This window comes from Bradyrhizobium sp. CCBAU 11434 (assembly GCF_028128895.1).
Lineage (GTDB): Bacteria > Pseudomonadota > Alphaproteobacteria > Rhizobiales > Xanthobacteraceae > Bradyrhizobium > Bradyrhizobium zhengyangense.
The window spans coordinates 24,141-40,471 of the sequence record NZ_LBJX01000081.1; the positions used below are offsets into that span (position 1 = coordinate 24,141).

A 16,331-nucleotide genomic window follows, 5' to 3' on the forward strand; every position below is an offset into this window, starting at 1 on the left:
CCGGATGCGGCCTTCAGGCCGAATGCCGCACGTGCGGCGGCGGTCCGCTCCGATCGCCGAGCAGCTTGCCGGTCACGGCGTTCACGAAATGCAGCGAGGCGCAGGCCGGGCACCGCACCGAAACGCGGATGTTTTCGGCGGGGCGCTGCAGGGCTGCATCGTCGAGCTGATGCTGCACGTTCATGCCGGTGCGCGAACACCTATAGATGATCTGGCGCTGCATGACATCACCATGCTCCCGGATCCGCCCGTGCGAAATTGCGGTTGATTACCTAAGGGCCCCTCCGACACGAACAAGTCGGATCGTTGCGACAGGTCAACGGCAAAACAGACGCTCGTCCCAAATTGTTACCTACATCGGCAGCAAGCGCCAGGTTTGTTCGAACGCGAAGTTACTCCAACGCCGCTCATTTCGCGGGCGGGCGAAGAGGACTGTCAGCCCATTTGAGGGCCGCCGGGTCGTGCAGCGGGTCGTCGTCGCAGCTGGTGCAGACGTAGCGCAGTCGCCCCTCCCGAGCTTCGTCGGGCACAGCCTTCATCGGCTTGCCGCACCCCGGGCACGCCTTCCGGATCGGGTAGAGTACCGCCATTGGATTTGCCCCTGCCTCAGGTAGCTTAGTTCCCGACGTGCGGAGAGCGCAAGTGGATCGCAGGAAGCTATCCGACAGCGTCAGATCTCTTGACGCGACGGCCACCCCGCGTTGAAATTCGGCTTTCAGTGAGTTGCGGGGGGTGGCGTCGTGGAAGAGTTCTACAGGAGCTTCGCGCAGCGGGCGCGCGATCTGGCCGAGAATGCGGACCCGTTCACCAGGCGACGGCTGCTCGACCTGGCTCAGCGATACGATCTCAAGAGCAGAGCCGGAGCCTCGGGCGGAAGGTCGATCCCACCGCGGGCGACGCCTCCGACGGTGCTGTTCTCGGGCTCTGGCGAGGCCCGATAGATCCTCGAGCAAAACCTCACCGATCGCCCTCTTCGCCTTGGGAGGTGATCTCGGCCGCGCGCCTCTCGCATTCCTCGGCGAGATCAGTGAGACGCTCGACCGTGTCCGGATCCGTGATCGAGGCAACAAGCCTCCGGCACCGTTCGGCCTGCGCCAGCAATTTGGCTCTCTCATTCTCCATGGGAGATAACGACCGCTGCTCACTGCAGTTGCTCGCCGTCTGCGCCACATCCGCGAGCTCAAATCGCGCAGCATGTGAGACCCAGTTCACACGGCGCCACGCCCCGTCCAGCTACGGTGTCCTCTCCCGTTCTTCGGAGAAGACCGATGTTTGTCACCTTGGCCAGAGCGCTCTCACAAGCGACCCGCGCGGAAGTCGATACCGAGGAGCTGAAGATCGTCGCGATCTTCTGCGGCGCCGGCCTGCTGCTGTCATTGTTGGCGGCCATGGCCTTCGGACTCAGCCTCGGAGCCGAGCCGTTCTGAGCCTCGGCTCCAGCGCGTCCTAGTCTCGCGCCCGACGGAGAGCCGCCTGCAGCTTCTCGCGCTCCCGCTCCCAGCGCGTGTCCTCGGCCTGAGCGCGCTCGTCGAGCGTGGCCCGCTCGGCTTCGATATCAGCTACTCTCGCGTCGTGCGCCCGCTTGGCCTTCTCGATATCGGCTTGCGCCTGGGCGACAGCCTTGTCGCGGCGGGCGCGGTCCCTCTCGCGAGCGGCTTCCTCCTTGCGTCGCTCGGCGTCCTGTCGGCGCTGCTCCTTCTCGAAATCCTGCGCGGCTTTGCGCGCGGCCTTGTCGTCGATCTTGGCCGGGCGCTTCGCAGGCTTGGCCTGACGCCGCTTGGGACGTCTGGCGCCTTCCTCTTCCGCCAGGTCGGTCGGCAGCTCGGCGTGCTCGGTGAAACCGCCGGTCGAGCCGACCGGACGCCGCAGCACCACGCCCGGCTTCGCCATCGTGACGGCGACGATGTCGGGGTCGTCCGTTTCACGCGCGGCGCCTTGATGGAAGAGGTTGCTGCTGGCGCCCCAGGCCTCCAGCGCCGCCTTCATCGATGGCGCCGCGACCGCCTGGTCGTAGAAGCCCAGCGACGTGACGTAGGTTTTCAGTTTTCTCGCCATTGAGCTGCTCGCTCAGCCTGTCGTGAACAACGACGCTACGCAGGAGGGCCGGCCCGTGTTCCCAACCCTGGGAGACGGTCCGAACTCCGCCCCGCTGCCGAGCCGCTCAGCCGATGCTGCTGCGCCTGCAATCCGGCCGAACAACATCTACGCTCCTGAAAACGCCGTGAATCGCTTGAATCTCGGATACCTCGCGGGCCCGTATTGTGCCACACCGGTAAGCGAACAGCGCTATCCCTTGAGAATCGATGCTTCAACACACGACCGATCTCGCGGCCTTGGCCGAGGCACTCAGCCGATCGTCGGACTATCGGGTGCTGCGCCGCCTGGTCCCGCGCATACCGTTGTCCCGGCCAGCGGGGCAGGAAACCAGGACCGGCATCCTGCTCGACACAGAGACGACCGGCCTCGATCATCGTAAGGACGAGATTCATCGAGCTCGGCATGGTTAAATTCGACTACACGGCGGAGGGGAGGATTGTCGGCGTCAGGGACACGTTCGCCGCCTTCAACGAACCTTCCGCCCCCATCCCACCCGAGATAACCGCGATTACTGGCATCACCGACGAGATGGTCGCCGGCCAGCGGATCGACGACGCTGCCGTCTCCGCGTTCGTCGACGACGCGGTCATCACGATCGCGCATAACAGTGGTTTCGACCGGAAGTTCGCGGAGCGCTATTGGCCGGTCTTCGAGCAGAAGGCCTGGGGCTGCAGCGCGACCGAAATCGACTGGCGTGAGCACGGCTTCGCAGGCGCGCAACTCGGCGATCTGCTGAACGGGACCGGCTTCTTCCACCAGGCGCACCGCGCCGTCGATGACTGCCACGCACTGCTGGAGTCCTGGACTTCGTACTGCCGACGACCGGTGCGCCGGCGCTCGCGCTTCTGCTCGAGACCGCCCGCAGGCCGACGCTGCGGGTCTGGGCGGAGCAGACCGCGTTCGAGCTCAAGGACTCGCTGAAGCGGCGCGGCTATCGCTGGAACGACGGCAGCGACGGCAGACCCAAGTCCTGGTTCATAGATGTCAACGAGAGCGGTCTGGACGACGAGATCGCCTTCCTGCGAGCCGAGATCTACATGCGCGAGGTCGAGCCAAGCGTACAGCGGCTGACCGCATTCACCCGGTTTTCCTGCCGGGCATAGCGATAAATCCTTCAGGGCGTCCATCCTCGCGTGCCCAAAAGAACGCCGTGATTTCTGCCGGCAGCATTGAAATCGTAGATCTTCAGGTCGGACCAATCGAGCTTTCCTTGAACCTCGGCCAGAGACTCCTTATCCAACTTCTCGTACACCTGAACGGCGAAAAGGATCCGCCTAGCGGCAAAGGCGTCGCCGAACTCCGCGATGATCTTGGTTATGGGAGGTTCTGTCCGGCGCAGATCGAGGCCTTCCATCTCATTCAGCGCAGTGCCCCAAGGCGGCGCCACGAAGACGATCATGGCCTCATCGGGCGCGGTATGGAGTTGACCCAGCATGACGCTGTAATCGCCGCACTTCAGATCGATGGCCCGATCGAGGGCCGCGAGGTTTTGCTTGGTCAGCTGAAAGACCTGAGGGTCGAACTCGAAGGCGATCCCGCGCGATCGCTGCACGTGCCGCAATATCCAGTACAAGGTATTGCAAGAGCCTGCGAAAGGATCGACGACGACCCACCGGCCCGGTGCCGGAAGCGACGCCGCGACGGCCGCGACGTCCTGCCCGATGCGGTCGGCAACGGCATCTCGGGTGCACTCGACGGCGGTCCGGCCGAGCAAACGCACTCCGCGCGCGTACCACTCGGCCGGCTTCATGCCGTACAGCCGGACGAAGTCGGGATCGGAGAAGCTGTCGCTACCGTATCGACGGACCTCGTCCAAGGTCAACAGCTGGTTGCGCTTCGCGCCGTGCAGCAGCAACGCTCGGTCATGAATCGGTGTCTCGGATTCCTTCGAACGCTCATTCATGTACGGAAGCTCCTGCGATCGACGTTTCCAATTTCAGCACGCTGTCAGGGCTCGGCTGCCACGAGCAGACCCGGACGAACGAAATGGACGGTCAGCGCAGCGATGCGACAACCACGAAGGACTCCTGTGGAAACGTCAGCCTGCCGTTCGCGAGCATCGAGGGATCCAGACGGGCCGCCACGTCGTCGGCGATAGTCGTGATCGTGCGCTCACGTCCGGCGTCGTCCTCTCTCGTCAACAGTGCGGCCATCGGGGTCGCCGTGAGCTGGAAGCGAACGTAGTCGAGCGCCGATGGAAAGCCGATCTGCTTGGTCACGGTCTCGACACCCACACGGTCGAAGCCCGCCTGGCGCACCCAATTGCCCACCTCGTCGGCGTTGCACGTAAGATGCTCGGCACGTTTGGTCCGCGAGGACTCTGGCCCGAGAAACCCATCCAGCGCCTGCACGAAAGCGTTCGCGGCCGGAGTGTGCTCGATTGCGCTGTAAACGCTCAGCCCGAGACGTCCTGTTGGTCTGAGGACCCGGGCCATCTCTCTAAGAGCCTGCGGTCGGTCGGGGAAGAATTGCAGCCCGAGTTGGCAGAGCACGAGATCGAAGCTGCGCGTTGAGAAGGGCAAATCCAGCGCGCTGCCCTCGGTCCACTCCACGTCGCTGGATTTCGCCCGGGCCACGGCCAGCATAGCCCCGTTGAGGTCTATGCCGACCAGCCTTCCGACGTGGCCGCGCTCGGCCAGCCGTCGCGCCACGACACCGGTCCCGCACGCCACGTCCAGTACGCTTTCGCCCTTCGCAGGCTCGATGCGATCGAGTAGATCATCAGCCCAGACCGACGTGATGGCGGGGACGAGATACCGTTCATACAATTCGGGAGCGCTGGCATCCATCTGCCAATGATCGTGAACTGTCATGACACCCTCTTGAAATTGGCCGGGTGAAACCGAGAAGATCAACAAATATTCCCCATGCTGACCGATAAGGACGGCCAACACAAGGTCTCTAAAAGTATGCTCGTCTTCCGGCGGAGTGTCGACGTTTGGCAGAAACCGGCGAAGACTGGCCGCTGGTTCAGCGTCCCAAGCGCTTCTCGACCCGCTTGCGGCTATTGCCGACCTTCTTGACAGCCTTCTTCACGGCCGATGCCGAGCGGCCGGTCTTCTTCGCTTCGTAGCGGACTTCCTAGTCCTGTCCCTTGGCGACGCGCGCCCGGTCCTGCTTGCGTCCACGCGCTGTCTTCTTCGCTGCCGCCATTGGCTCCTCCTCTTTCGAACTGACGGCGATGCAACGCTGCAAGGATTCGGGGGTTCCTGAAACGAATCCTGCCGTCCCGGCTTGAGTCCACCAGTTGCGTTGGAGTTCGTTGCGTGGCGTTTCAGCGACGTAAACCGGCGGCGGTCGGCGTGAAGGCGCCGTTCCCCGGCTTCGTAGAACCGGCCTTGGCATCATCGATCGAGAAGGTGCCGTCCGGGGCGCGATGGATTCACGAAATCAAGTTCGATGGCTACCGGGTCCAGGTCCAGCTGGCGAACGAAGCCGTGAGGGTATTCACCCGCCGCGGCCACGACTGGACCAACCGCTTCAAGAAGGTCGCCGACGACGCCTGGCACATCAAGGCGGGGTCGGCGATCGTGGACGGTGAAATCGTGGTCCCCGCCGCGGACGGCACGACGGACTTCTCGGTCCTTCAGAACGAACTGAAAGGCAAGTCGACCAGCATCGTACTGGTCGCCTTCGATCTCTGTACGTGAACGGCCGCGACCTCCGGAAGCTGCCGCTCTTCCAGCGCAAGACCGAACTCAAGAAGATCATCGACGGCACCGAGATCCAGTTCAGCGAAAGCTTCGAGCTTGAAGGTGCCGACATATTCGCACATGCCTGCAAGATCGGGCTCGAGGGCATCGTTTCGAAGGTACGCGACAGCGCATACGCCAGCGGCCGCGGCAACAACTGGGTGAAGAAGACCTGCGCGCAGCGGGAGACCCTGACGATCGCCGGCTTCGCGCTCGACGAGGGGAAATGGGACGGCATATACCTCGGACGGCGAAAGGGCGACGACCTCGTCTACGCAGGCAAGGTCGATCACGGCTTCGACAAGGTTTCGGCTGCCGAGTTGCAGAAGCGTCTGAAGCCGCTGATCCGGAAGACCCAACCCTACGCGAAGCGGATCGCACACAAGGGCATCTGGGTCGAGCCGAGGCTGTTGGCCGAGGTCGAGTACAGGGCCAAGTCCGCCGAAGGAAAGGTCCGGCATCCGTTCTTCAAGGGACTGCGAGAAGACCTTTGATTTGGTTTCGAAGAGCCGCTGCGCTTCGATCCGCCGCGGCTCCTGCTGCTTGGTCGGTCTAGATAGCCCGGCCGCTCCTGCCCGCCATCAGCCCATAGACGAACAGTACGATGATCGCGCCGATGACGGCGCCGACCAGCCCCGCTCCTTCGCCAGGCCGATACCAGCCGAGCCCCTGACCGAGATAGGTCGCCACGAACGCTCCCACGATTCCAAGGATCGTGGTCAGAACGAAACCAGTCGGCTCGTTGCCGCCGGGCATGATGAATTTCGCGATGACTCCTGCGATGAAACCGATGATGATCGTCCAGATGATGCCCATTTTCCCTCCGAGTGCGCGTTGTGTTAACCAGCCGACGGAGAAGGAACGCGTCCATCGGGCGTGTATTTGTCCACGGCAGTCGGCAGCTCGCGGGACAAGCGGTCGAGTATCTCCTGCTGCGACATTCCAGTCTGCTGTTCCAGCTTCTGCAGGACATCCGGACCGATCGCCTGCTTAAGTTCGGGCGGCGTGACCTCCCGGTTCGGCCCGTGATCGACCCAGGACTGCGCGGCGTCACCCTGACCGTTCTGTTTGAAGTGCTCGAGAAGTTCGCCGATCCCGCCGTTGAGCAACCACGCCACCGCCGCCGACGAGGCCGCCCAAGTTGCCGAGCATGCCGCTTAGCGAATCCTTGTTGCCTGCCGCCGGCTGCCCGGTGGTCGCGTTGCGAAACATCTCCGCCAGCTTGTCCCGATTCTGGTAACCGGCGAGAGCGAGCATGCCCAAGAGGGCGGTCATCGATGGCATTCCGCGGCTCATTTTCCGCTCCTGTATTCGATCGTTGTCGCGTGCAAAAAAAGGCGGCCCGCTTTGGAGGCGGGCTGCCAACCGATTTACCGTACGCCTGTGCCGTAGAGTTGGCGCTCGCGGCGGACCTCGTCCGCGCCGTAAGGTTGCGCCGCGGGATCGTAGCTCTTCCACCCCGACTTTTGCCAAGCCGCGCTGCGGTCGCGCAGATTGACGGCGGATTGGTCGAGGATTGCTTCGTACCGCGCACGGTCGCCGTCAGCAACGCGGGCCGAAACCATCGTGCCGCCGCGCCTTACGCCTTCGGCATAGAGAGGTGCTTCTTCCTCGGAAACGCCGGCTTGCGTCAGCGCACCGACGACTCCGCCCGTGGCGCCGCCGGCGACCGCGCCCAGCGCCGTCGAGGCGAGCCATCCGGCCGCGACCACCGGACCCAAGCCCGGAATGGCCAGCAGTCCAAGGCCAGCGAGCAGACCGGCTGCGCCGCCGAGACCCGCGCCGACGCCGGCCCCCGTGGCAGCACCTTCGGCACGATCGTCGACACCGTCGCGGTCGCGATCGACTTTCTTGTCTGTGCTGTACCAGTTGTCCGAATTGTTCGCGACGATGCTCACCTCCGAATGCGGCAGACCTGCCGCTTCGAGGCTCGTCACCGCGCGCTGTGCGTCGGAATAGTTGTCGTAGAGACGTGAAATCGTAACGGTCATTTTGAATCCTTGTCTGCGTTCGCTACTGCGCTCAGTGTTACTTGGCCGCGTTGACGTTGCCCTGAAAATCCAGGCTGACGTTTGTCGATGTGCCGCCCTTGCTGGCCTTGCCGCGCCACACGCCGTTGTCGTCCTTCTTCAGGCCCGTGACGTCGGTGTAACCGGCCTGCTCGATCTTCGATTTGGCTTGGCCCTCGGTGAAGCTGTTGGCCCCCGAAACCGGTTTGTCGGAATTGTTCTGGCCGGAACTGTTGACCGCGTTGTTGTTCGGGCGGTCGGTCGCCGGCGGATTTTGCGCGAACGACGGACCCGTCAGAAGCGAAGCGACCGTCAGCAGCAGAAGAACTTTCTTGTTCATGTCGTCCTCCAGTATTGGCCGGGCACAACATGTGCTGCGCCCAGAGGTTCCAAGTTTTCCCGGTCGGATTGACGCAGCACTCAGGCCGTGACGCCGACGCCGCGAGCCCGCCGCGGCGCCGGCGCCGGAGAATGAGACCCATGGCTGCTGATCGAACCATGAGGGGTAGCCGGCGTTTACTGACATCATGTCAGACGCTTTCGACTATTTCCGCGCCTACGCAGTCCGGGCTCTTTGCAAGGCGCGAGCGATGCCGAAGGGCCGGATGAAGCACCTGCAGCTTGTGGTCGGCCGGATCTATAACCTTCTCAAGAAGGAGGCGGCTTACGGCCCGAACACGCAGCACCTCGAGGATTTTCGCGCGGCCCGGAAGCTGGAGAGCTCTCTCGATCGTCGGTCAAGCGACCGCCCCGGGGGTCGCCTTACTCCGGCGGCGCCGCGAAGCTCGGACCGGGAGGCTGGCTGAATGCCTTCGCTCGACGCGCGCGATGTGGCAAGTCTCCTGCGAGAGTACGCGCAGCGCACCGCCTTGCGAGGCGGCAATCCCTACCGGGCGAAAGCCTACTCTCGGGCCGCCGACAGCCTGGCGGCTCTTGCCGTCCCTCTGGACGTGCTCATCGCCGAAGACCGGCTTACGGAGATCCCGGGGGTCGGCGACGCGATAACCGACATCATCACCAAGCTTCACATAACGGGCAGTCATCCCAGCCTCGAAAAGCTGCGGAAGGAGATTCCCGAGGGCGTGCTCGAGATGCTCGCTGTGCCCGGCCTTCGTTCGGAGAAGGTGCTGCGCCTCTACAAGGATCTCGGCATCGCTTCGCTCGCGGAATTGGAAGCCGCTGCCAAGGACGACCGCATCAAGAAGGCAAAAGGACTCGGCGCCGCGCTGCAGACCAAGATCCTGCAGAACCTAGCGATCGCCAAAAGTGGAGAAGGTCGCCTTCACTTGCACCGTGCCGCCGCCTTGCTCGAGCACGCGCGTGATTCCATCCGGAATGCCCGGCCCGAACTCAAGCGCGCGACGTTCGCCGGTGATTTCCGTCGAGGCTGCGAACTCGTCGGCGACCTCGTAATCGTTGCGGAGGCGGCCAAGCCGGACAAGACATCGACGCCACCGGCCGACGGGCTGCAAATCCGAGTATCTGACCGCAAGCACTTCGGCGCTGCTCTCCTCTTCGCGACAGGCTCCGCCACTCATATCGAACAACTCCAAGCTTTGGCTGCGGAAAAGAGGATGCGATTGGAGCCCGACGGCTTGCACAAGGGGCGCACCCTAATCGCCAGCGAGGAGGCGGAGATCTACCGCGCCCTCGGTCTGCCCTTCATCGACCCTGAGCTCCGGGAAGGGCGCGGCGAGATCGAGACGGCTCTGAAAGGCAAGCTTCCAATGCTCGTCACCGATCAGGACCTGCGCGGCATCCTTCACTGCCACACCGATGCCTCCGACGGCACCGAGACCCTGGAGACCATGGCGAAGGCGACGCGCCAGCGAGGCTTCGAGTATTTCGGCGTCGCCGACCATTCCAAGTCTGCCCACTATGCGGGCGGTCTCTCCGTCGAGGAGATCGCGCAGCAGCATCGGGAAGCCGACCGGCTGAACAAGCGCTTCGGCAAGGATTTCCGGATTCTGAAAGGCATCGAGTCCGACATTCTGGCCGACGGCTCGCTCGACTATGACGACGACGTGCTGGAGCGCTTCGACTTCGTGGTGGCCAGCATCCACGGTCGCTTCAAGTTGGATCGCAAAGCGCAGACGCAGCGCCTGCTTGGGGCTATTTCCGATCCCCACACGACCATCATCGGCCACATGACCGGGCGACAGCTCCAGCGGCGGCCGGGCTACGAAATCGACGTCGAGAAGGTGCTGCGTGCTTGCGCGAAGCACGATGTCGTCGTCGAAATCAATGCCCATCCATGGCGGCTCGACCTGGACTGGCGCTGGTACCAGGCGGCCCTCGACTTCGGCTGCATGCTGAGCATCAATCCGGACGCGCACTCGATTCCCGAGCTCGACCACATGCACTGGGGCGTCCTGATGGCCCGCAAGGGTGGTGTCCCCGCCGAGCGGGTCCTGAACGCGATGTCGCTTTCAGAGATCACGCGCTACCTACGCCAGAAGCGGCGCTCGCTCTCGCGGGCGGCCTGATCGGCGTATGCTGAGCGTTGGGAAGCAATCAAAAGTTTCCCGGACCGACCGATTATTATTGCTGACTGAGAGATACCGATGACAGACATTTCTAAGATCAAGGAACACATGGACGTGATTTCGTCGGATAGAAAGATGGTCGGAAAAGTCGATCATCTGGACGGAACCGATAAGATCAAGCTGACGAAGCAGAGTTCGCCGGACGGTCAGCATCATCACTTCATTCCGCTCTCATGGGTCGATCACGTCGATCAGCACGTGCATCTCAATAAGACAGGCGCCGACATCACCTCACACTGGCAGCACGCTCAAAGCTGACCAACCGACCGGTCAACCCATGCATCACTGCGGCAAAGGCGTCCAAAACCACGTAGGCGCGCCACCTGCCCGACTCTAAGAACGGTCCCGCCGCCGGCCCGTTTCCAGCGCGAAGCCAAGGAGCAACAATGACGGATCAGGCACGATATGGAGCGCTGAAGGGCGCAGCCGCGGCAGGCGCATTCGCTCCGGTCGGACCAGCGGGGCACATTGCGCTCGGACAACATCGTAGGCACCACTTCAGCAAAGCGACCCTTGACCGCATAGTCCTGGTGGAAGGCCACGGCGTCGAAGGCGACGCCCACGCCGGCGCGTTCGTTCGGCACCGCTCCTTGTCCGTCGCCGCCTGCCCAAGTTCCGGCAGTTCCATCTGATCCCATCCTAGCTCTTGGCGTCCCTTCTTGATGCCGGCTTCGAGGTCCCTGCGGGCGACCTCGGCGAGAACCTCACCACTGCCGGTCTGGACCTCGAGCGGATGACGCCACATCGAAGGGCGCCTCGCTCAGTGCCTTGCGGCCGACCTGCGGCAATCTGAAACCCATCACAGTAGACGCACTAGCTTCGCCCGAACTGGAACAATTGTCCAAGCGATCTAATTGAAGTTTGTTACGACTTAGCTGGGATGACACGGAGTTTTCCTGGAGAAGCGTGTAGTTGATCAGGAAAGGTGCTTCACATGGATCACGGACGAAAATCATCAAAAGCGGGGGAACAGGCCGCTGAAGGCTTGCGCGAGGCGACTGCTAAGGAAGAAGCGAAAAACGAGACCAAGTCGGGACACGATCTAGCTAAGGGCGCTGACCGCTTTGAAGAACGATCTAAAAGCTCCGATGGAAGAAGCGCAAAAGAAAAACAAAAAGGGTGAATGTAAGACCCGGCGTGGCGTCCGCCACTGGCTCATCTGCGAAGCGGTCCCGAGCCAACGAAAGTCCGCTCATCGAAGTACACTCCGACAATGCTCTCGGAGCGTTCGTCCGGTGGACGTTTTGGAGAACTGAATGGGCCGCACGTCGAGTTTGCCGAAACGCCTGCAGCCGATGCTCGCGACCTTGACAGATGATCCGTTCGACGATCCCGCCTGGGTCTTCGAAGACAAATACGACGGCTTCCGTATGATTGCCGAAATCAGGGACGGCAGGGCCGCTCTCTACAGCCGCAACGGCAAGCTGATCAGCCGCAGCTATACCGAGGTGGCCGCAGCGCTCGAGATGGTGAAGGGCGACGCCGTGATCGATGGCGAGTTGGTCGCGATCGGAAAAGACGGAGTATCTCATTTCCAGTTGCTTCAGAATGCCCTCCGCCATGAAGCGAAGCTGCTGTATTTCGCCTTCGATCTCATGTTCGCGAATGGAGAAGATCTGCGGAAGCGGCCTCTCCTCGAACGCAAGGAGCGGCTCAAAACCATTCTGCCGCGCCACGGGCTGATCGGTTTTAGCCGCCACCGCAAGGGGAAGGGCAGGAAGTTCTTCGCTGAGGCCGAGCGCGATGGGCTCGAAGGCATCATGGCGAAGCGCATCGACGGTGCATACGCGTCCGGAAGCCGGACTCCGGACTGGCTCAAGATCAAGACCGCGAAGCGCCAGGAGGTCGTCATCGTCGGCTTCACGGCGCCAAGGCGCACCAGGCCTTTCTTCGGTGCCTTAGTTCTTGCTGTCAGGGAGAAGGAGTCCTGGCGGTACATCGGGCATGTGGGAACGGGCTTCAGTCACCAAACGTTGGCGGAGCTTCACTCCAGGCTAACCCGGCTGCAAGTGGCGAAGTCGCCTTTTCCTGCGAAAGTGAAGGATGAGACAGTCACGACCTGGGTGAGACCTTTCTTGGTAGCCGAGGTAAAGTTCGCAGAGTGGACCACCAAGGGTGAACTGCGCCAGCCCGTCTACCTAGGCCTCAGATCCGACAAACAGGCGAAAGACGTCGTGCGCGAACAAGAGCGGCTTCGCTCATAGGATTTCAGCGACCTAGTTTCACGCGGACCTCCGGGCGAGGAAGAATGGCAGGTACCCCTCCTATGAATCCGATGTGAGTCGTCTGGTCTTCCACTCTTGGCAGCTCGAGGGAACGACGCTCAGGCGGGACCGTTCGAAAGACGTTGCAGAATTTCAGACCGAAAGGAGCGGCTGGTGCGCATACTCTTCGTCGAGTATGACTCGCTGATCCGGGAGCTCGTGGTGGAGGCTCGACGTCATCCACGCCTCGACCGGCGGAGAGGCACTGGCATCGTGCGGGCGAAGCGCCGCCGATGTTCTCATCACCGACGTGCAACTGCTGGGAAGCGTCGATGGATGGCAGATCGCCGAACGCTCAAGCAGGATCCGGGATTGCGGGTTATCTACGCCATCGGCTTTTCGCCGGTCGCGCCTCGTCCGGCGGCAACGTGTTCCTGCGCAAGCCTTTCCCACCGGAGGTAGCGTTGCGAAACATGTCCGCTAACTTGCGCGATTTTGGTAACCCGCGATTGTGAGCATGTCCCAAAAGGGCAGTCATGGATGGCATTCCGCGGCTAATGTTAGGCTCCTAATTTTCCAAACGGGGGATCGTGGTTGCGCGAGAGGTCGGAAGCATGGGCCGGCAACTCTCACAACTGTTTGGTCTTTTCCTTCGCGGCCTGGGTGGCATCAGTCCCCGCTTGCCTCATCCGATCGACTGCCTCGGCTCCCATGTCGCTCGCTTCGGCCACGAGCGTATCGGCAGCTTCGCGCAGCGCCTGAGACACGGCGGATCCGCGCCTGCTCAGATCATCCTTCACTTCGTCGCTGACCTCGCCGATGTAGTTGTCTTCTATCTGAGACGTTCGAAATGCGCTCGCAAGTGCTGCGCCTATCGCCAAGCCAACGGCGCCGATTACCAGGGGCTGTTTCTCCATGACGTCGCCGATTGAAGACTGAGCTTTCGCCAAGGTGTCTGCTGTCGGTAGAGGACTTCCCATCTGGGCGAACTGTTCGCGAGCGTAAGCCACGCCTTCGTCGAAGCGGTCGCGGACGCTGTCCGTTGCATCAGACATCGAGCCGACCGCAGTATCGGCGGCTGTATCTACCGTCCCGCGCGAACCGCTCCCTTCATGATCCATGTCCGGGGCGGTCGGAGGCGCTGCGGTCCGCTGCAAGCCCGAGGCTGCAGCCCGCAGATTGGTCGCACCGGCGCCGACGACGTCTGATGCGACGGTGGCCGCGGATCGCGCAGCCCCCTTCAACTTCGCGTCCCCGAGCATCAGCCAAAGTGCTCCGCCGCCGATCAGCGCGGCGGAAAGCGGGTTCTCTCGGGCTGCAGCAAGGAAACTATCAAAAAAGCCGGTTTGCGGGCCGCTCATCGCATCATTCCCTTCACGGTGTCTTTGTCCTTTTCAAGCTGCCTTATGGTCTCCCGCGGAGCCAGGCTGCGCGCATCCAGCCGCTTGATGCCCATGGCAAACAAAGCGCCCGATATGGCAGCGGCGACAATCGCGGAAGTCAGGTAGGCTAATGTTGGCGACCACCCCCCGTTGATCAACGCGGATGCCAGGGCGAACAACGCCATGACGATGGCCGGGATGACAAGGACGGCGCCCCCGGCCAAAAGTCCAAATGCTTTGCCGAGCCTTTGCACCTTTTCGCCAAGTTCGGCCTTCGCCAGGTCGACCTCATTCTGGAAAAGCTTGGTGACCTGAACCAGCGCATCTCCGACAAGGCCCGAAATGTTGCTAAGATCGCTTTTCCCCGTTTCGATGTCGTGCTCGATGCTCATGATGCGCTGCCGTCCTGCGAAGGTGGCTTCTGCTGCTGTCCGGTCGGTGATCCCGTAGAGGTCTGGCCACCGAAGTCCTTGCTCGCATAAGCGGCTCGGCCGCCGGATGAGCCAGCTTCCGCGCCTGTCGCCGAGCCCGTCCGCTGCGCGGTCGAGCTGCCTCCCGAAGCCTTCAGAAACCGTACAGCGGCGAACCCAGCCAAGACAGACAGGCCAAGAAAAGCCGCGGGTTGTCGCTTCGCAAAATCGGTCGCACCGTCGACGAGGTCGCGAAAGCTGCCGTCGCGAACCTTTGCGGCCGCGTCTTCCACATAATCGGCGGCTGAGTTGATACCGCGTGCGGCAAATGGCACGTCAGTTTGGAATGCGCCGGCGGCCTGGCGGAAGTTTCCGGCCAAGCGCTGGATGAAATCGGCGCTGGTCTGCTGCTGTTCTCGTGCCCGTTCTTGGATCTGGTCGACGGTGCCGCTGGCGACGTTCTTGGCTGCATCGGTGGCTTCGCTGAACTTGTCCCGTGCCATGTCCGCCGATGCCTGCAGGGCTTCTCCGGCGCGCTGCTTTATCTCGGCCCCTGCATCGCCGATCTGTTCCTTCAGACCGATGGAGGAGTTGCTCTTACCTTTGTTGAAGTTGGCCGGCTTGATGACGTCTGAATCGCTCATGGTGTATCTCTCAGGTGCTAGAATTTCGGGAGGGGCTGAACGCCGCGTCGACAACTTCTGCGGCCGCTTCCTTGAGGTTGTCGGCCAGATTCCGGGTCATACGGCTCGCGTGCCGCCCCAGATCGGCTTCACTCACGCTCCTTGTCGCGGCATCGGCGGCCGACAACGTCGCATCCTTGGTCGCCTCCAAACCGGATTCAGCTGCTTCGCCTGCAGCGCGCTTCAGGCTATCGCTGGCGGGGCCGGCCGTCCGGTCTTCGAACTTCGTTTCCGGCAGGGCCGCCGCGATTATTGCGCCGATGGCGATGCCAAGTCCTCCGATCAGCGCGGCATTATCACCGATGATCTGACGCGCTTGTTCTGGAGCGGCGTTCGCCGAATCCTTGATGGCATCCATCCCTCTGGTGATGTTGTCACCGATCGCCCCTGCGGCCTCCGTTGCTCGAGCCTTGAGGTCGTCGGCTGATGTCTTGGCCGCATCCATGGCATCGTTGACCGCACCAGCGGCCCGCCCTTGGGACTCGGAGAGTTTCGCCTGCGCCCCACTTTTCGCTTCCTGCACCCTCTCGGCAGTTTCGTCGATAAACCGACTAGCTCCATCCATCACGGGCGACACCGCTTCAGCAGCCCGGTCGCGCACGCTCTTGGAGGTAAGAGCGAGGCCCGCAGTAATCATGAGAAGCGGCAGGGGCGCCCCTCGGGCCAATCGCAGCAGCGGCACAGCCACCGCGGTACCCGCGGCGACCGCGCCCAGCGGGTTATTCATCATTTTCTGTTTGAGCTCTTTGACCCAGCCTTGAGCCGTGTCGCTCACATAGTCCGACACTTCCGATTTAATTCGCTGAGGCGTGACCATGTCACGCAGATCCTGCTTCGTGTCGGATAGTCCCTGCTTCAGACGGTCGACCGTGGCCGCCAGCTCCGCCCGGTTACGCTCGGACTCGCGTCGTAGCTCATCCACCGATCGTGTCATGTTCATCCTCTTGGGCTTATTTTTGGACACTGCTTCGAGGACGAACTCGCCTTTGGTTGGATCGTTCCTAGTTGCTCGTCCGGCGCTCTCGCGATCAAGAACGCTCGAAAGCAGGACAGACAGGTCTGGCGAATCCTTCCGCAAAGGCACGGAGGAACGGCCCTGAGTACTCCGCTGAACCGTCCACGTCCGGTTCTATCGCCGCCCACGTCGGCGGCATCGCCGCTTTCCCGGCTTCGCTCTCTTATGTCCCTCAGGTCCGGGAAGCATGGCGGCGGAGATTGGCGGACGACCCGTCTGCAACATGCTCGCCGCCCTCAAGCTGGGCCTTAGTCTCCCGGACAACAAGGAACGGGGCGAGTCTCCCCCTCGCG

The 16,331-nt window shown here is 62.5% G+C and carries 17 protein-coding genes and 4 pseudogenes; 8 read left to right on the forward strand and 13 right to left on the reverse strand.

The genetic code is table 11. The features are described from left to right. Positions 1-13 precede the first annotated feature (13 nt). Positions 14-223: a hypothetical protein gene (locus XI06_RS17720; RefSeq protein ID WP_237873132.1), complete on the reverse strand. Its 210-nt coding sequence runs from the start codon at positions 221-223 to the stop codon at positions 14-16. Between the two features lie 517 nt (positions 224-740). Between XI06_RS17720 and XI06_RS17725 the strand changes: the two genes are divergently transcribed. Continuing rightward, complete coding sequence (locus XI06_RS17725) at positions 741-941, forward strand: hypothetical protein (protein WP_237873131.1); 201 nt, start codon at positions 741-743, stop codon at positions 939-941. Between the two features lie 327 nt (positions 942-1,268). Then, on the forward strand, positions 1,269-1,427 hold the full coding sequence (locus XI06_RS17730; RefSeq protein WP_237864914.1) for a hypothetical protein: 159 nt from the start codon (positions 1,269-1,271) through the stop codon (positions 1,425-1,427). Between the two features lie 19 nt (positions 1,428-1,446). On the opposite strand, the gene XI06_RS17735 is transcribed toward XI06_RS17730, so the two are convergent. Then, positions 1,447-2,055 carry a cell envelope biogenesis protein TolA gene (locus XI06_RS17735; protein WP_237873130.1) on the reverse strand — a complete coding sequence of 203 codons (609 nt, stop codon included), beginning with the start codon at positions 2,053-2,055 and terminating at the stop codon, positions 1,447-1,449. A gap of 248 nt (positions 2,056-2,303) precedes the next feature. On the opposite strand from XI06_RS17735, the pseudogene XI06_RS17740 reads away from it, so the two are divergent. Next, positions 2,304-3,200, forward strand: a pseudogene (locus XI06_RS17740) (3'-5' exonuclease). A gap of 11 nt (positions 3,201-3,211) precedes the next feature. Here the strand turns inward: XI06_RS17740 and XI06_RS17745 are convergent. The 3 genes and pseudogenes from XI06_RS17745 to XI06_RS17755 all read right to left on the reverse strand — a co-directional run bounded on the left by XI06_RS17745 (position 3,212) and on the right by XI06_RS17755 (position 5,250). After that, a complete protein-coding gene (locus tag XI06_RS17745; protein ID WP_271606008.1) occupies positions 3,212-4,000 on the reverse strand; it encodes a hypothetical protein in 789 nt (262 codons plus the stop codon). Positions 4,001-4,091: 91 nt separating this feature from the next. Next, complete coding sequence (locus XI06_RS17750) at positions 4,092-4,991, reverse strand: methyltransferase domain-containing protein (protein ID WP_271606009.1); 900 nt, start codon at positions 4,989-4,991, stop codon at positions 4,092-4,094. Positions 4,992-5,067: 76 nt separating this feature from the next. Next, a pseudogene (locus XI06_RS17755) lies at positions 5,068-5,250 on the reverse strand (DUF3606 domain-containing protein). Positions 5,251-5,363: 113 nt separating this feature from the next. Between XI06_RS17755 and ligD (XI06_RS17760) the strand changes: the two are divergent. Further along, a pseudogene (ligD, locus tag XI06_RS17760) lies at positions 5,364-6,283 on the forward strand (non-homologous end-joining DNA ligase). 58 nt (positions 6,284-6,341) lie between these two features. On the opposite strand, the gene XI06_RS17765 reads toward ligD (XI06_RS17760), so the two are convergent. The 4 genes and pseudogenes from XI06_RS17765 to XI06_RS17780 all read right to left on the reverse strand — a co-directional run bounded on the left by XI06_RS17765 (position 6,342) and on the right by XI06_RS17780 (position 8,138). Further along, a complete protein-coding gene (locus tag XI06_RS17765; RefSeq protein WP_237873128.1) occupies positions 6,342-6,605 on the reverse strand; it encodes a GlsB/YeaQ/YmgE family stress response membrane protein in 264 nt (87 codons plus the stop codon). Positions 6,606-6,628: 23 nt separating this feature from the next. Beyond that, a pseudogene (locus tag XI06_RS17770) lies at positions 6,629-7,085 on the reverse strand (YidB family protein). Between the two features lie 74 nt (positions 7,086-7,159). Continuing rightward, complete coding sequence (locus XI06_RS17775; protein WP_237864907.1) at positions 7,160-7,780, reverse strand: hypothetical protein; 621 nt, start codon at positions 7,778-7,780, stop codon at positions 7,160-7,162. Positions 7,781-7,817: 37 nt separating this feature from the next. Further along, entirely contained in the window at positions 7,818-8,138 is a 321-nt protein-coding gene (locus XI06_RS17780) for a hypothetical protein (RefSeq protein ID WP_237873127.1), read from the reverse strand. A gap of 466 nt (positions 8,139-8,604) precedes the next feature. On the opposite strand from XI06_RS17780, the gene XI06_RS17785 reads away from it, so the two are divergent. From XI06_RS17785 to ligD (XI06_RS17800), 4 genes are all read left to right on the forward strand, one after another. Beyond that, the gene (locus XI06_RS17785; protein WP_271606010.1) at positions 8,605-10,284 is read left to right on the forward strand and encodes a DNA polymerase/3'-5' exonuclease PolX; all 1,680 of its coding nucleotides are present in this window, start codon (positions 8,605-8,607) and stop codon (positions 10,282-10,284) included. Between the two features lie 78 nt (positions 10,285-10,362). Then, positions 10,363-10,602 (forward strand): DUF2171 domain-containing protein, encoded by a 240-nt coding sequence (locus XI06_RS17790; protein ID WP_011090751.1) that lies wholly within the window; start codon positions 10,363-10,365, stop codon positions 10,600-10,602. A 676-nt stretch (positions 10,603-11,278) separates the two neighbouring features. Further along, the gene (locus XI06_RS17795) at positions 11,279-11,467 is read left to right on the forward strand and encodes a hypothetical protein (RefSeq protein WP_080677645.1); all 189 of its coding nucleotides are present in this window, start codon (positions 11,279-11,281) and stop codon (positions 11,465-11,467) included. A gap of 133 nt (positions 11,468-11,600) precedes the next feature. After that, positions 11,601-12,548: a non-homologous end-joining DNA ligase gene (gene ligD, locus XI06_RS17800; RefSeq protein WP_237873125.1), complete on the forward strand. Its 948-nt coding sequence runs from the start codon at positions 11,601-11,603 to the stop codon at positions 12,546-12,548. 629 nt (positions 12,549-13,177) lie between these two features. On the opposite strand, the gene XI06_RS17805 is transcribed toward ligD (XI06_RS17800), so the two are convergent. The 4 genes from XI06_RS17805 to XI06_RS17820 are packed head-to-tail and all read right to left on the reverse strand — an operon-like array spanning position 13,178 to position 15,957. Then, positions 13,178-13,909, reverse strand: a complete 732-nt coding sequence (locus XI06_RS17805; RefSeq protein ID WP_237873123.1) for a hypothetical protein — start codon at positions 13,907-13,909, stop codon at positions 13,178-13,180. Beyond that, on the reverse strand, positions 13,906-14,322 hold the full coding sequence (locus XI06_RS17810; protein WP_237873121.1) for a phage holin family protein: 417 nt from the start codon (positions 14,320-14,322) through the stop codon (positions 13,906-13,908). The genes XI06_RS17805 and XI06_RS17810 overlap by 4 nt, the downstream gene beginning before the upstream one ends. After that, the gene (locus XI06_RS17815) at positions 14,319-14,984 is read right to left on the reverse strand and encodes a hypothetical protein (protein ID WP_011090757.1); all 666 of its coding nucleotides are present in this window, start codon (positions 14,982-14,984) and stop codon (positions 14,319-14,321) included. The genes XI06_RS17810 and XI06_RS17815 overlap by 4 nt, the downstream gene beginning before the upstream one ends. A gap of 10 nt (positions 14,985-14,994) precedes the next feature. After that, positions 14,995-15,957, reverse strand: a complete 963-nt coding sequence (locus tag XI06_RS17820) for a DUF3618 domain-containing protein (protein ID WP_237873120.1) — start codon at positions 15,955-15,957, stop codon at positions 14,995-14,997. Positions 15,958-16,331 lie beyond the last annotated feature (374 nt).